This is a genomic window from Bellilinea sp. (assembly GCF_034432615.1).
Lineage (GTDB): Bacteria > Chloroflexota > Anaerolineae > Anaerolineales > Anaerolineaceae > Bellilinea.
Window position 1 is genome coordinate 1 of sequence record NZ_DAOUBL010000399.1, and the last position, 14,789, is coordinate 14,789.

A 14,789-nucleotide genomic window follows, 5' to 3' on the forward strand; every position below is an offset into this window, starting at 1 on the left:
GTTACACCCACCACGGCCTTCCGCATTGGCGAACACCGTGATGACCCGTTGGCCATGTATCTGGAAGATGTTTTCACCCTGCCCACCAACCTGGCCGGGGTGCCGGGGCTGGCCTTTCCGGTTGGTTTTGACCGGCAGGATTTGCCGATTGGTATGCAGCTCATGGCTCCCCATTTTCAGGAAGAAATCCTCTTTTCGGTTGCACATCTCTATCAACAGCACACCCGCTGGCATTTGCACACCCCAGCGCTGGCATAACCAACACCGGCAGGCTATCACACCTGCCGGTGTTTGAGGATGTTAATCCGCCGTACAATCAGGGCTTCCCCTGGCCCGGATTCACCGGCGGCTGTTTGTCTTTGGGAGGCTTATTCAAACCGGGTGGGGTAACTTTCTTGCCCGGATTTTCATCTGCCGGTTTTCCACCGCCGGCCGGCGGTTGTGCACCGGGTTTATTCATCGTGTCCGGGCTGGGAGTGGTTTCCGGTGTCAGTACTGGCTCTTCACCTTCGGTTGGCGGTGTCTTTCGGCTTTTGCCAATCCAACCCATCTCCTGCCAGACCTTACCCCAACCACCCTGTTCCTGCTTCATGGCAAAGAATTGATCGGCAGGTAAGCCGGATTTCTGGCTGGCCTGCAGGGCTAACATGATCTCGCCCATCCCATACCCGCGACAGAACCAGCCCATCACCTGCTCGTATGTCACACCGTATTCCATTGCCAGTTTCGCACCAACCGGATGCTGTTTTGTAAGGTCGGTGCAGTAGTTACCCTGATTGACCTGCTCAGGGGCCGGGGTGATGGTAACGCTGGGGGTGGGGGTTTCTGTGACCTCAGCCGGAGTTTCCTCAGCCGGCAGTGTGGGTGTAGGCAGGGGTTCAACCGGTTGTTCCAGCATGGCCAGATGACGCCAGACTTCGCCCCAACCGCCCAGTTCTACTTTGAGCAGCAAAATTTCCTCGGCGCTCAATTCGCTATGCTGACTGGCTTGCAGAGCAAGAACGATCTCCCCAAAACCAAAGCCCTGACAGAACCAGCCCATCACCGTTTCGTATGGAACACGGTAGGCGGCCGCCAATTTTACACCAATCGGATGAGTCTGATTGGTACAGCCGGTCAGCAGAGGCTCGCTGATGGGAGGTTCTTCTCCTTCAACCGGCTGAGTTTCAGGGGTTTCCTCTTCCAGGCTCTGCTCGAGCGCGCTCAGTTGATCGGTCGGGAGTTGATCCAGCAGTGCTGTCATCGTGTCTACCTGGCGGACAATTAATTCAGCCGGGTTATCGGTCCGATTGTCAATCAGCGCTCCCGTCACGCTCACCTTTTCCAATACCTGTCGAGTCAACTGCCAGTAACCGGCTACAACTTCAGGCAGATAGTCATAGGCTTGATTTTCAATCAACTTTCCGGCTTCCTCTAACCGGCGGTTGGCAAATTCCAACGCCAGTTGAGTTTGGGTTGGTTCACTGCTCACCACCAGGCGCAACGATTCGATTCCGGTTTTCAGGGGGTAGAGGGGACTGTCAGGCAAGGCCTGACTGGATGCCTGAACGGCGGCCCCCCCGCCAAACAGACTTGCCAGCAAAACCACAATCGCTATCCAGTTCATCACCATTCTCCTTGACCATTGCAGGGGTTGAGTGGAAATTTGCTTAACAAGACGAAACGGATTGCGATCCGTTACAACGGGGACATCGGCAAGCCGCGCTGTGAGGCGCGCCCGGGCTGAGCGGCGGAATGCTGCCCGAGGTTCGATCAATCCCGCCGAACGCACCTGCACAGCCATCCTCAGCAGGGCTTCCAATTCCTGCCGCTGAGCAGGGTGACGCTGCATACATTCTTCAATGCTCCACTGGCCGCTTTCTACGGCCTGCAGACATTCATCGAAAATTAATTCCAGATTTTCATCCATCCTGTTTCCCTCCTCCCAGCAGGGCTTGCAATTTTTTCAAAGCCCGAAACTGCAAAACCCTCACATGGCTTTCATTCAGGCCCAAAACCGCCGCTGTTTCGGCATGGCTGAGCTGGCTGACAAACCGGCATACCAGCACTTCCTGATCCTGCTCCTCCAGCCTGGCCATCGCTTCAACCAGCCAACGCCCATCCTCACGGTTCAGGAATGCCTGCTCGGGGTGGCTTTGTGCGTCCGTTGGTATCTCCAGCAACTCTAAAGGGGTGGAGTTCTTCCTCGTGCGCAGATAATCTACAACCAGATTGTGAGCGATGCGGTAAAGCCACGCTCGAAAAGACTGCACCTGCTTCTTCGGTAGATTTTCCCAGGCTTTGAGAAAAACCATCTCCGTTAAATCCTCCGCATCTAGTTCGCTGCCAACACGAAAATAGCAGTACCGGTAAATGGGCACCAGATAGCGTTCGTACAACATGCCATAGGCATCTTTGTCACCCGAGGAGGCTCGCTTCAGCAGGTCGTCGTCGCTGAGGAAGTGCGGCGCGGCTTTGGTCATAACCTGAAGTATATGACGAATCCAATTGTCAAACGTTACAGTCCCCCATCAAAATCATGGGCTTTCCCCCAACCAACCGCTCTGATTGGATTATTCAATCCGCTTGTGCATCACCCGGTAGATGTAAGCCAGTACTTCTGCCACCACCAGATACAATTCCGGCGGGATTTCTTCATCCAGATTAACCAGTGCCAGCGCCGCGCTGAGTTCGGCATCCTCATAAACCGGCACCTGATATTGCTGCGCCAGCGCAACAATTTGTTCGGCAATCTTGCCTCTGCCGCTGGCAACCACGCGCGGCGCCTGGTCGGTTTGCGGGTCGTACGTCAGGGCAGCCGCCGTCAGGCGGCGGGCTGCCGCCTTTTTCTCCCCACTGTAAAAGCGCACACGGCGGTTCACGGCTCATATCTCCAAATCAATCAATGCCAGCGAGGGACGCGCCGGAAGGGGACTTAGTGCGGCTGGCATAAAATCCACCCGGCCGACTTCTACACGGCTATCCTGCAATTGATAGCCCATCTGCCGCAGGGCTTCTTCCAGTGAAGGCATTTCGCTGCGCGTTTCGCTCAACCATTCGGCATCCGGCGCAGTGACAATCAACCGCATCTGCCTGCCGACCACCGAAAGCGCCACCTGGAAGACCTGACTTGGCCGAACTTCGACCTGAATGTTCAGGGTGGTATGCAGCGGGTCAATGTGTGCCGAATTGCCCTTCTCGCGGCGCGCCAGCCGCAGGCGCACCGGCAGAAACGGTTGATCTCCGCCTCCAACCGGGTTCGTCATCAGCATTCTGGCTTCAGCCCACACTCCCTGACCCGGTGGTACCTGCGGCGGCAGGTTCAGCAGTCCGTTCATGCGCGCCTGATCCATAAATCGCTGCACCTGATCGGCAATTTCACCCAGCCCGTTTTGGCGCAGTTGCGAAAGCAAACGCACGGCTTCCATCCAGCCCGTCGGGCTGCTCTGCCCTTCAAACACTCCGCCTTCCGCCAGCAGAATGTTCTCCAGCGACCTGCCGCTAAAGCGCACCGCCTCACGGATACGGCCGGCCAGCGTCTGAACGTCCGTACCGGCTGGCAGCAACAGGTGCTGAAAGAGATTCTGCAGGGTTTGCAGCAGGCGCGCCTGTTCCGCCGTTACAGACGGGTTGGAATGAGCTGCCTGCAAGCCGGCAAACAACTGCATCAACGCCTGAGGGTAAATAGAGCGGGCACGCAATGCCAGCGCGAGTGTTTCTTCATTCAGCGGCAGACCGGCGGCCAGCATGGCAGCAGCCATTTCGGCTTCGGCCTGTCCCCAATTTCCGCTGCCCAGAGCAGCCAGCATTTTTTGCAAGTTTTCCGGGTTGATTTCAAGGTGCTGCGCCAGGGCTGCCCTTGCCAGCAGCAACAACTCCGGGCGAACCGGTAAACCATATTCCTGCAGTATGCGCAGCGCCATCTCCTGCACCGGTAAACCCACCCCGCTGCCCGACGCACTGGGCTGGGGCGGATTGAAAATCTTCAGCGTGATCGCCTCCTGATCCATCGCCGTCACGATGAATTGAGCGACCCTCTTTCCCGCCAGTTGAGCGGCTTCCTGCTGGGAAACCAGACGCGCCACAATCGGGTGGCCGTCAATCGAAATGACCGCCTGCGTGCCGTTGATTTGCAGTATTTCAGCGGTCACGCGCTGAAACAGGCGCAATCCGCCTTCGGGCTGGGCGGTGCTGGGTGTCTGGCTGACGGGCAGCGGGGCCTGAATGTTCATGAAAGCCCACTCCTCTCAGGTGAGCGGCTGGCGCACCCGGCGTTACGGGTACGCCAGCCAAAAGAACAAACCATCAACGCTTGAGGTTGACCAGTTCCTGCAAAATTTCATCTGAGGTGGTAATCACCCGTGAGGAAGCCTGAAAACCGCGCTGTGCCAGAATCATGTTGGTAAATTCCTGCGCCATGTCCACATTAGAGGCTTCCAGATAACCGGCTGCCACCAATCCGCGCCCGCCGCTGCCGGGCAGGCCGATTTCGGGCTCGCCAGAGTTCAGCCCCTGCTGGAAACTGGTATGCCCCACATGAATCAGACCGGCCGGATTGTTGAAGCGCGCCAGCGCGATCTGGGCTACTTTTTCACGCATACCGTTGGAATAGACCAGGATGATCGCCCCATCGTTCGGTGAAATGTACACATCCGAAACGGTGCCGGTTGGCAGGCCGTCCTGACTTTGTACCGTGATGCTGCTGCTGCCGGAAAGCATGGTCGTAGAGGAGAGATTCAGGTTGAGGTTGTTGATCGGGTTAGCGCCCGGGCTGGCCGGGATGGAAACCGCCGTACCAACCGTGTTGCTGACATAATGCCCGTCACCATCGAACACCAGCGTGCCCTGACCGGCTGCCCCGGCTGGAGCAGTGACCTGCCACGTCCAGGTATTGGCAGCTGTGCGGGTGAATTGCACCGAAGCCGTGTGCAGCACACCCAGCGAGTCATACACCCCCATGGTGGTGGTAACCGATCCGCCAATGGCTGTGTCGGCGCTCAGGTTGCCGCCGTAGTTGACTGTGGCAGTCTGGCGCGCCAGCGTGCGGTTGGCGTTCAGGCGGATATCCCCAATTGGAATGTTGAAATCCAGGTTGCCGGCTGCATCCGCCTGCCAGCCCTGCAGCCGCAAACCGGTGGAGGAATTGACCAGATAACCCTCCGAATCCATGGCAATCGAGCCTTCGCGCGAGTAATTGCGCTGTGTGCCGCGCCCGTAGATGAAGAACCCATCCCCCTGCAGGGCTAAATCCATATTGCGGCCGGTGCTTTGCAGCATACCCTGCGTGAAGATGGGGGAGATGAAGCCCAACTGCAGGCCCAGCCCAATTTGAATCGGGTTGGTGCCGCCCAGCGTGGAACTGGGGCTGGCGCCGGGGTTCATCAACTGCGAAAATTGATCGTGGAACAGTACCCGGCTGGCTTTGAAGCCGGTCGTATTGGCATTCGCAAGGTTGTTGGCAACCACATCCAGATAATTCTGGTGCAGATTCAACGCGCTGATTGCAGTAAACATTGAGCGTAACATTTTTTGTGCCTCCGGATGATTTTTTCTTAGTGGTTTCACAGGTTTCCTCCGAGAGGGCCAACCTGTGAGGTTTGAAGTTGGTTAAATTGGTTAAGCTTTTTGATCGTACGGATTGCGCTGAGGACGCAGCGGTTCGGCAATCACCACACTGTCAATCTGGGTGAAGACCCCTTCGCCGCGGTGTTGAGCATCTACGGCGGTGACCACCAGCCGCTCCCGCACATTGACCACAAACGCCAGATCATCCACCATCACCAGGGATGATTTGCCGCCGCGCTGTTCAGCCTTTTCAATGGCCTGAGCAAGGCGATTGACATGCTCCTCGCTGAGGGCAATTTCCCGGCTTTGCAGCCTTTTTTGGGCATGATTGGAAAAGCGAACCTGCTGAACCTGAGCAAGGGTTTCCGCAAACGCCGGGGTGTTCTCAGCCGGTGCAGGGCGTACAGGTTTGGGCTGCCCGCCGACAACGCCGTTTTGAGCGCGTTCCAGTTGAATGCGGAAAGCATCGCTCATTGCACACCTCCGCGAATTTCGATGACATCGCTCAGCGGAGCTTTCTGGCTGCCAATTTGCAGGTAAAGTACACCCTTTTCGCTGGTCACCCCGCTGACCACCCCTTCCAGAGTAGAGCCATCGCTGCGGGCAGCCTTGACAATTTTACCGATCAGGCTGGCGGCATAAGCATTCTGGTTGGCTGCTGCGGTGCTATCCAGCACGGCGCGCATCGCCTGTAACTCTTGCAGCGAATTGAGCTGGGTGAACTGGCTCATCATCTCGCTGTCCTTCATCGGTTCCAGCGGGTTTTGGTGGGTCAATTGCGCCACCAGCATGCTCAAAAAGTCACCCATTCCCGGCTGGTTGCCAATTTTGGGAGTATTCGTTTGACCCACGCTTGAAAACAATGATTGAGATACTTCCTGGACTTGCATGGTTAGACCTCCTTAAATTCGGTAATCCACACCACTGACGGACAGATTCTGCCAGCGCTCGCCACGCTCCACCAGCTGGCTGCCTTCCTGCGAAATTTCCCGTCCGCCGGACCAACGCCCGCGCGGGCTTTGACCGCCCAGGCCGCCCTGCGATTGATGGGAGGGACTTTCGTGATGAATGTTCAACTGCGCAAGGTTAACCCCGGCATCGTTCAGTGACTGGCGTAACTGATTCAATTGCGCTTCAAGCAGCCGTCCGGTGCTGGCCTGTTCCGCATAAACCGTCACGCTCACCCCCTGAGCGCTGCTGGCGAAACGGATGTCAATGCCGCCTAACTCCTGCGGGTGCAGCTGTACGCGGATGCTGGAGCGTCCCTGCTGGATGGATGCCTCCATCTGGCTGGCAATCTGCCGGACCACATCCACCAGTGTGCGGGCTTGAATGGGGGCAGGTTCAGGGGGAATGACCGTGTTCGTACCTGCCTGTACCGAGTGAAAGAGCGGTTGGTGTTCTGCAGTGCTTTCAACACTTGCCGGTTGGGCGGCTTGCGCTTCGCCGGAAGATTTAGCCTTCAGCGGGGTTTCCGCTTTGGCAGTTGCTGGATTGATTTCAGTTGGTATATTTTGTTCGCTATTGACCTCCGTAGGCGTTTGCGATTGAACCACAGATGTTTGCGCCGGCTGGCTCAGGCTTTTTTCCAGCGCGGATGCAAAATCAACTTCGCCCTCGACCAGAGCGCCTTCCTCCACCACAGGCAGGGCAGTAGAGAGCAGGGCTTCTGCCGGCTGAGCCTCGGTATCCACAAGCGCGGAAGGGTTACCCTCGACCGTCGGGAGCAGGACGCCTTCATTGAGCAGCGCGGGCAGTCCGCCGCTGATGCGCGCCGGCAGCTGGTCAGGGCTGCCTTGTGACGGCTGTTCGGCCGCGCCATTGGGCTGGCTTTCACTTTCCACGCCCGGCTGTTGGACGGCCGCCGCAGCTGACTGGGAAGCAGCGGCTTCTGCCTGCGCCTGGGTTTGTTTTTCCTCCTTTTGGCGAGCCCGCAGGGTCTGCTCAAAGGATGGCGAGTCGCCGCGCCGCACATCTCCGCCGGCGTTGGCGGGACGCACCGCGCTTTCGGGAGGCGGTTTGCTGACGGGCAGCACTTCAAGTAAATTGATGTCCATTTTCACCTCGACATTGCAATGGTTTTGAGGAGCGCCAGTTTTTTACTGACCGACTGAGTCAGCGCCTGATACTGAATGCCGGTCTCGTTCATTTCCAGCAGCTCCACATCTATATCCACGCTGTTCAGGTCAGCCCGCAGGCTGCCGCCCGGACGCTGCGACACCTGAAAGCCGGCCCGACGCGCGGGTGATGCCAGATGAGCCTGATGAGATTTTTCCAGTTCCACTCCTTTCTTGCGCTGAAAGACCTGTTTCAGCGTATCCTCAAACTTGACCTGTTGGGCGCGATAGCCCGGCGTATCCACGTTGGCCAGATTGCGGCTGATGACCTGCTGGCGCAGGCTCAAACCATCCAGCGCCAGACGCGCCGCTTGCAAAGCATCATCCGAGATTAGACTTCTGCTCATTGCTTCACCCCGACCATTGATACAAACTGCTCTGAAAATACTCCATCACCCGTTGAACATAGGTTTGGGTTTCACGGTAAGGAGGAATGCCCTGATAGCGGTCTACCGCCCCCGGCCCGGCGTTGTAGGCTGCCAGCGCCAGCTGCACATTACCGTTGTAACGTTTGAGCAAATTGCTCAAAAAGCGCACCCCGCCGTCAATGTTTTGGACCGGGTCAAACGGATCGGTAACTCCCAGGCTGCGGGCTGTGCCGGGCATCAGCTGCATTAAACCGATTGCCCCGGCGCGAGAAACCGCCTGCGGGTTGAAATTCGACTCTGCCTTGATGACCGCCTGCACCAGCGCCGGGTTGACGGCATACTTTTGGGCCGCCCGCTGAATGAGAGCATCAAAACTGCCCGCCCAACCCGCCGCACGCACCCCCTGAGGCGAATAACCGCCGCCGGCTTCTCCATCCAGCGGGTTCACACCCCCCGCAGCGGAGTTTTGACCGGGCTGCGCCATTTTTTCAATCAACTGGAACAGCAGACGGTAAATGACTGCCTGAAACTGACTGCTGAAAATCGAATTATCCATGGGATGGCGCCTCCGAAAGCCGCTGGCGGTAGGCATGGGCAATGTAAATATCATCCTGGGCGCGCGCCTCTTTTTCCGCTTCGATCTGCGTGTAATGTTCCACATGCTTGCGTTTGAGGATTTGCAAGGTCTCTTCCTCCTGACGGGCTTTGACCAGTTCCACCCGCTTGCTTTCCACTGCGGCGCGGGCCTGCTCCAGTTGAGTTTCCAAAGCCTTTTTCAGCCGGTCGCTATCCTGCAATTCGGCGCGCATCAGCGCCAGTTTTGCCAGGTCCAGCTCGCCCATCTGCATTTCGGCAATCTGTCGCATCAGCCGAACCCGCCGCTCGCAGAGATGTTCCAGCGCATTTTCAATCTTCATCTGCTCCATCAGCCGCTGACTTAATTCCAGCTCACACGATTCCACCCGGCTGTGGCGCACATCCAGCACACTTTGTAAATTGAAACGCGGTACCATCATTCAACCTCCTTTACCGGCTCAGCGGTCTTCTCTCCAACCGCCATTTGCAAAATCGAAAGGGTTTCTTCAAAGGACGATACTTCTTTGCTGCCCTGCTGTAAAAAGGCGGTCAACATCGGCATGACGGCAATCGCCGCGTCAATGTCCGGGTCAGAACCGGCTACATATGCTCCAATGTTGATCAAATCGCGCGCCTTTTCGTAGGTGGCCAGGTGTTTGCGGGCAGCCGCTGCCAGTTTGAGGTGCTGTTCATCGGTCAGGGCCGGCATGACGCGGCTGACGCTGTTCAGCACATCAATCGCCGGGTAGTGGTTGCGGGCAGCCAGCGCGCGGCTGAGGATGATGTGCCCGTCCAGAATACCGCGCACCACATCGCAAATCGGCTCGTTGAAATCATCGCCCTCCACCAGAACGGTGAAGAAACCGGTAATTGAACCGTGCTGATTGCGCCCGGCCCGCTCTAACAGGCGCGGCAGCAGCGCAAATACCGAGGGGGTATACCCTTTGCTGGCAGGCGGCTCACCCACCGAAAGCCCAATCTCGCGCTGCGCCATGGCGAAGCGGGTAACCGAGTCCATCAGGAAGGTCACGTCCAGCCCACAGTCGCGGTAATACTCGGCAATCGTCATCGCCACAAAAGCGGCTTTCAGACGTACCAGCGCCGGCTGATCGGAGGTGGACACCACCACGACCGACCGTTCCAGCCCGTCCGAACCCAAATCGCGTTCGATGAATTCGCGCACCTCGCGCCCGCGTTCGCCGATCAGGGCAATCACCGAAATATCGCTGCGCGAGTTGCGGGCAATCGAACCCAGCAACGTGCTTTTGCCCACACCGCTGCCAGCGAAAATACCCAAACGCTGTCCCTTTCCGCAGGTCAGCATCCCGTCAATCACCCGCACACCCGTTACCAGCGGTTCGACAATCGGCGGGCGCTCCAGCGGGTGCGGCGCGGCGCGGTTGGTCATCTTCCACTCCACCGTCCCAAGCGGACCTTTGCCGTCAATCGGCTGTCCCAACCCGTCCAGCACCCGTCCCAACAGGGACATGCCCACCGGCGCTTTGAACACACTCGAAACCGGCCGCACCAGACTGTCCGGCTGAATGCCTTCCATCGTCCCCAACGGCATCAGCAGCATCCGTTCGTTGCGAAAGCCGATCACCTCGGCCTGCAGCCGCCCGCCGTGGCTGGCTTGAATTTCGCAAACCTCACCGATCTGGCAGTTCAGCCCAACCACTTCAATCGTCAGGCCGATCACCTGAGTGACCCGCCCGGCAACCTGCACGGTGTTCAGGCTGCGCAGCGCGCTGCGAAAACGGCCCAGATCAGGTGGTTTCACTTCCACGCTCATGCCGCCATCTCCTCACTGGATTGGACTTCGGCAAAAGAAGCCAGCAAATTGCGCAATTGAGTTTCCACCCGCGCATCCACTGCCCCGTACTGCCCCTGAATGTAACAGCCGCCGCGGGTAATTCCCTCGGCCGGAATGACCTGCACTTTGTTGCCCAGCACCAGCGCCTGATACTCCTTCCACTCCGGATCGAGGCTGGCTGCATCCTTTGGGTTGAGGTAAACTTTCAATTCGCCCAGGGTGCTGGCTTTTTCGACAATGCGGTTGAGGTTGATCTGCAGCGCCTGATCATCCAGCGCAACCCCCTGACCAAACAGGGCTACCGCCATTTCACGAACCATATCCAGCACAATTTCCTCGCTGGATGCCACCAGATTCTGCTTCCACGCCTGCGCTTCGGCAATCAGTTCCGCGCAGGCTTGCAAGGTATTCCTCATTTCTTCCTGCGCTCTCGTCAGCCCTTCCTGATAACCGGTTTGGCGCATGGCTTCCAGCTCATCGGCTGCCCGCAGGCGAATTTGACCGGCTTCCTCCTCGGCGCGGCGCAAAATTTCGGCGGCCTGCTGCCGGGCTTGCTCGATGATCGAAAGCGCTTCCTGCTGCTGCTCCCAGCCGGACGGGTGAGGTTGATCGCCAATGAAAAAGCGGTTCACTTCATCATCTTCGTCCACAAAAGGCGGGGTGTACTCCAAATCCGGAGCGTTCCACACCCGCAGCCTTTCGACCTGTCCGCCCTGCAGCAGGCCGGACCGCCGCCCGGCGCTACCTGCCAATGGGGTTTCCGGCAGTTGAAACAGGTTGAGAATTTCGGCCGCCTGTTCCTGCGTTTCAACTTCGGCCTGCCCGACCAGATCCGGCATCTGCCACGCCGTAAACTGCCCCGATTGGCTGTGCTTGAAAATCCTAGAGGATGACTTCATTTTCACCACCACCGCCAATCACAATTTCGCCGGCTTCTTCCAGCGCGCGCACGGCATCCACAATTTTGCGCTGGGCGGCATAGACGTTCTTTGCCAGCTGCGGGCCTAAAATTTCGATTTCTTCCTTTAGGTTTTCGCGCGCCCGCTCGGAAAGGTTGTTGAAGATCTTGTCTTTCAGTTTCTCAGGGGCCGCTTTGAGCGCCAGCGCCAGTTCGGACTTGCTGATGTCGCGCAGCACCCGCTGGATGGCGCGGTCATCCAGTTTGATCAGGTCATCAAAGGTGAACATGTTGGCGCGGATTTCTTCCACCAGTTTGGGGTTGCTGGCTTCCAGCGCTTCCAGGATAGTTTTCTGCACGCCGCGGTCCACCATATTGAGCATTTTGACCAGAAAGGTCACCCCGCCGGTTGCGCGGAAGTCAGCTTCGCTCAGCACGCTGGAAAGTTTGTTCTTCAAGTTCCGCTCGACCACCTGCACCACCTGCGGTGAAACGCGGTCCATCACCGCCAGCCGCAGGGTGACTTCGACCTGCAATTCGCGCGGCAGACTGGTGAGAATATCGGCGGCCACTTTGGCTTCCAGATACGAAAGTACCAGGGCAATGGTCTGCGGCATTTCTTCCTGCAGCAAAGCAGCCACTTCTTCCGGGTTGGCGTTGCGCAGCATTTCAAAAGAAGACAATTGCTGATGCACCGAAATGCGCTCCAGAATTTCAGCGCCGCGCCGCGGACCTACCGCCCGCGCCAGCAGCTGGCGGCTGTATTCAATGCCGCCGCCGCGCAGGGCTGCATCCGCCGTGCTGAATTCCACCGCTTCCTGCAGGGCTATGCGGCGCACCTCCGGCGGAATGGGACCCGTTTTACCCAGCGCCAACAGCACCCGTTCGATTTCGCCCTCGGTCAGGTACTGCAAGATCTTGGAGGAGGTATCCACCCCCAGGGTCAGCAGCAAGGCTGAGGCTTTGTCAATTCCCGTAATCGCAGTGGATGGATTATCCATGGTTCCTGTTATCCTCGTTCAACCACAGTTGGATAATTTCCGCTACGGTGGCCGGGCTTTCCTCTGCCAGCCGGCTGACAACTTTGGCGCGTTGTTCATCCTCCGCCGAGTTAACCGGCGTGAAGCGCGAGGAAAGTTCCACCATCACATCTTCGGTCTTTTGATTGAGCGCCGCCCGCTGGGCCGTCATCGGCGGTAAACTTGCGCCAGCCTCTGGAGCGCCAATTTGCCCCAGCGGCGGCACAGTCTGCCCCTGCAGCGCCGCCAGTTCGGCGGCCGGCATCATCACCGGCTGCCAGGCCTGCGCCGTGGCTGCCCGCAGGTGACGGATCTGGCGCGAGAAGAAGAAGATCAGCGCCGCCAGCAATATCACCGCCGCGGCTGCCAGCCCGATTTGAATGTACAGATTGGTTTGTTCGGCCTGCACCATTTCGGCGGCTTGCTGTTCGTAGTAGGTGCGGTCAAACGGCATGGATTGCACCACCACCTCATCGCCGCGCGCTTCGTTCACACCGGCGGCAGCCGCCACCGCTGCTTTGACCATCTCGACCGACTGGGCATCCAGCCCGTCCACCATGACCGAAACACTGATACGGCTGATGCGCCCCGGGGCCTGCACTTCGCGGGCTTCCACCTGACTGACTTCATAATTGATGGTTTCCTCGGTGCGCGAATAGGTCATCGCCCCGTTTTCACCCGTCACCGGCGGCAGAGGTGTCGGCAGGTTCGAATCGGCGCCCGGCACGCCCCCTTCAACCGCTCCGGATGTGGTGTAATTTTCAACGATCTTTTGAGAACTGCGCACCACCGGCGTAGGCTGCTGCTCCATCGTATTGGACACAATTTCGCGCTGGGTCCAGTCCATCGCAACGGCTGCCTGCACCACCGCCCGGTTCGGCCCCAGCGTGCGGTCGAGCATCAGCTGCACCTGTTTGCGGATCTCGGCTGCGGCTGCCTGTTCGGCGGCGCGCTGACTATCGGTTTGAGCGCTGAGCGAACCGGCTTCATTGCCGCCGCCCGCCAGCAGATTGCCGTTGCTGTCCACCACCACCACATTTTCCGGCTGCAGGCCTTCCACGCTGCTGGCCACCAGATGGGTGATCGCCCGTACCTGCGCAGCATCCAGCGCCTGCCCCATGCGTTCCTTGATGGTGATGGAAGCGGTGGTGGGCGACTGCTCACTGCTTAATAACGTGCGCTCCGGCCGCACTACATGCACCCGCACGGCTTCCACCGCTTCCAGGCTGCCGATGGTGCGTTCCAGTTCGCCTTCCAGCGCGCGCTGGTAGTTGATCTTTTGGGTGAACTCGGTCATCCCCAGGGTATTGCCGCTGAACAATTCGTAACCGACCGTGCCGCTCTTGGGCAGTCCCTCGCGCGCCATGCGCAGGCGCACCTCATAGACCTGATCGCTCGCCACCAGAATGGTGCCGCTGTCCCGCAGGCGGTAGGAAATGCGGTTTTCGTCCAGTTTCTGCACAATCTGCGCGGCATCACTTTCGCTCAGGCCGCTGTAGGCTACCGAGTACGAGGGCGTGTTCGCCCAGTTGATCAGCACCGGCACCAGAATCAACGCCGCCAGCAGCAGAGAAATGATCACGATCCGTTGGGATCGGCTTTGTTTTTTCCAGTAATTCAAAAATTGGTTTTGCAGGGGTACCATCATAAGCGTTTCTCACCCGTTCAGACTTGCATGCGCATGATTTCGTGGTAGGCTTCCACCAGTTTGTCGCGGATTGCCAGCGCCACGCGGAAATTGACATCGTTCTCTTCCAGACCGATCATCACCGTGTGCAGGTCAACATTCTCGCCCAACGCCAGTTTCTGCACCAGGTCGTCCGCCTTCAATTGCGATTCGTTGAGGGAGTTGAGCATCTCCTCGAACGTTTTGGTGACCGATTGCAGGTTCGCCGAAGCCGGTTTGGGGACGCCCTGCGGCTCGCTGGCTCGATAAACCGATGAAATGGAAACCGGCGGGATGTTCATGCCTACCTCCCGATATCCAGCGCGCGCAGTGCCATGCGCTTGGCGGCATCAATCAGCGTCAGGTTGGCTTCGTAGGAACGGGTTGCCGAGATCATGTTGGTCATCTCCACCAGCGGGTTGACGTTGGGGTAGGTGACATAGCCTTCCTCGTCGGCATCCGGGTGGGTGGGGTCGTACACGCGCGGGCCGGGTTCCGGATCGGTGATGATCTGCGCCACGCGCACGCCGCCCTGTACGGCAACCGGCTCGCCGCGCCGCGCCGCCACAAACGGCGGCAGAATACCGCGCTTGTTTTCCGGCATGAAGACCACATCTTTGCGCTGATACGGCCCGCCCTGTGCTGTACGTGTGGTTTGGGCGTTGGCAATGTTGTTGGCAATCGTATCCAGACGCAGCCGCTGGGCCAGCAAGCCCGATGCACCAATTCGTAAAGACTCCCAGAAACTCATAGCACCACTCCTTGACTCCTGACAGCAGGATAGCACA

The 14,789-nt window shown here is 58.4% G+C and carries 18 protein-coding genes; 1 reads left to right on the top strand and 17 read right to left on the bottom strand.

Translation table 11 applies throughout. The features are described 5' to 3' along the window. The coding region (locus VAE48_RS17365) for an amidase family protein (RefSeq protein ID WP_322794601.1) at positions 1 to 258 on the top strand (258 nt) is incomplete at its 5' end. A 58-nt stretch (positions 259 to 316) separates the two neighbouring features. On the opposite strand, the gene VAE48_RS17370 is transcribed toward VAE48_RS17365, so the two are convergent. From VAE48_RS17370 to flgC, 17 genes are all read right to left on the bottom strand, one after another. Further along, on the bottom strand, positions 317 to 1,909 hold the full coding sequence (locus tag VAE48_RS17370) for a DUF5667 domain-containing protein (RefSeq protein ID WP_322794602.1): 1,593 nt from the start codon (positions 1,907 to 1,909) through the stop codon (positions 317 to 319). After that, the gene (locus VAE48_RS17375; RefSeq protein ID WP_322794603.1) at positions 1,902 to 2,462 is read right to left on the bottom strand and encodes a sigma-70 family RNA polymerase sigma factor; all 561 of its coding nucleotides are present in this window, start codon (positions 2,460 to 2,462) and stop codon (positions 1,902 to 1,904) included. The genes VAE48_RS17370 and VAE48_RS17375 overlap by 8 nt, the downstream gene beginning before the upstream one ends. A gap of 90 nt (positions 2,463 to 2,552) precedes the next feature. Next, positions 2,553 to 2,861: an EscU/YscU/HrcU family type III secretion system export apparatus switch protein gene (locus VAE48_RS17380; protein ID WP_322794604.1), complete on the bottom strand. Its 309-nt coding sequence runs from the start codon at positions 2,859 to 2,861 to the stop codon at positions 2,553 to 2,555. A 3-nt stretch (positions 2,862 to 2,864) separates the two neighbouring features. Continuing rightward, positions 2,865 to 4,211: a hypothetical protein gene (locus tag VAE48_RS17385; RefSeq protein WP_322794605.1), complete on the bottom strand. Its 1,347-nt coding sequence runs from the start codon at positions 4,209 to 4,211 to the stop codon at positions 2,865 to 2,867. Positions 4,212 to 4,284: 73 nt separating this feature from the next. Further along, a complete protein-coding gene (locus VAE48_RS17390) occupies positions 4,285 to 5,505 on the bottom strand; it encodes a flagellar hook protein FlgE (protein ID WP_322794606.1) in 1,221 nt (406 codons plus the stop codon). A 90-nt stretch (positions 5,506 to 5,595) separates the two neighbouring features. Continuing rightward, positions 5,596 to 6,018, bottom strand: coding sequence for a TIGR02530 family flagellar biosynthesis protein (locus VAE48_RS17395; protein ID WP_322794607.1), 423 nt, complete (start codon positions 6,016 to 6,018; stop codon positions 5,596 to 5,598). Beyond that, positions 6,015 to 6,434, bottom strand: a complete 420-nt coding sequence (locus tag VAE48_RS17400) for a flagellar hook capping FlgD N-terminal domain-containing protein (RefSeq protein WP_322794608.1) — start codon at positions 6,432 to 6,434, stop codon at positions 6,015 to 6,017. The genes VAE48_RS17395 and VAE48_RS17400 overlap by 4 nt, the downstream gene beginning before the upstream one ends. Positions 6,435 to 6,446: 12 nt before the next feature. Beyond that, positions 6,447 to 7,601 (bottom strand): flagellar hook-length control protein FliK, encoded by a 1,155-nt coding sequence (locus VAE48_RS17405; protein WP_322794609.1) that lies wholly within the window; start codon positions 7,599 to 7,601, stop codon positions 6,447 to 6,449. Positions 7,602 to 7,603: 2 nt separating this feature from the next. Further along, positions 7,604 to 8,008: a flagellar basal body rod protein FlgB gene (gene flgB / locus VAE48_RS17410; RefSeq protein ID WP_322794610.1), complete on the bottom strand. Its 405-nt coding sequence runs from the start codon at positions 8,006 to 8,008 to the stop codon at positions 7,604 to 7,606. Positions 8,009 to 8,012: 4 nt separating this feature from the next. Then, entirely contained in the window at positions 8,013 to 8,585 is a 573-nt protein-coding gene (locus VAE48_RS17415; protein WP_322794611.1) for a lytic transglycosylase domain-containing protein, read from the bottom strand. Next, positions 8,578 to 9,045, bottom strand: coding sequence for a flagellar FliJ family protein (locus VAE48_RS17420; RefSeq protein WP_322794612.1), 468 nt, complete (start codon positions 9,043 to 9,045; stop codon positions 8,578 to 8,580). The genes VAE48_RS17415 and VAE48_RS17420 overlap by 8 nt, the downstream gene beginning before the upstream one ends. After that, positions 9,042 to 10,397: a FliI/YscN family ATPase gene (locus VAE48_RS17425; protein ID WP_322794613.1), complete on the bottom strand. Its 1,356-nt coding sequence runs from the start codon at positions 10,395 to 10,397 to the stop codon at positions 9,042 to 9,044. Before VAE48_RS17425 ends, VAE48_RS17420 begins: the two co-directional genes overlap by 4 nt. Then, complete coding sequence (locus VAE48_RS17430; protein ID WP_322794614.1) at positions 10,394 to 11,317, bottom strand: FliH/SctL family protein; 924 nt, start codon at positions 11,315 to 11,317, stop codon at positions 10,394 to 10,396. The genes VAE48_RS17425 and VAE48_RS17430 overlap by 4 nt, the downstream gene beginning before the upstream one ends. Then, positions 11,301 to 12,317, bottom strand: a complete 1,017-nt coding sequence (fliG, locus tag VAE48_RS17435) for a flagellar motor switch protein FliG (protein WP_322794615.1) — start codon at positions 12,315 to 12,317, stop codon at positions 11,301 to 11,303. Before fliG ends, VAE48_RS17430 begins: the two co-directional genes overlap by 17 nt. Continuing rightward, positions 12,310 to 13,983, bottom strand: a complete 1,674-nt coding sequence (fliF, locus tag VAE48_RS17440) for a flagellar basal-body MS-ring/collar protein FliF (protein WP_322794616.1) — start codon at positions 13,981 to 13,983, stop codon at positions 12,310 to 12,312. The genes fliG and fliF overlap by 8 nt, the downstream gene beginning before the upstream one ends. Positions 13,984 to 14,000: 17 nt before the next feature. Further along, entirely contained in the window at positions 14,001 to 14,303 is a 303-nt protein-coding gene (gene fliE / locus VAE48_RS17445; RefSeq protein ID WP_322794617.1) for a flagellar hook-basal body complex protein FliE, read from the bottom strand. 2 nt (positions 14,304 to 14,305) lie between these two features. Beyond that, complete coding sequence (gene flgC, locus VAE48_RS17450; RefSeq protein ID WP_322794618.1) at positions 14,306 to 14,752, bottom strand: flagellar basal body rod protein FlgC; 447 nt, start codon at positions 14,750 to 14,752, stop codon at positions 14,306 to 14,308. Between the last annotated feature and the right edge of the window lie 37 nt (positions 14,753 to 14,789).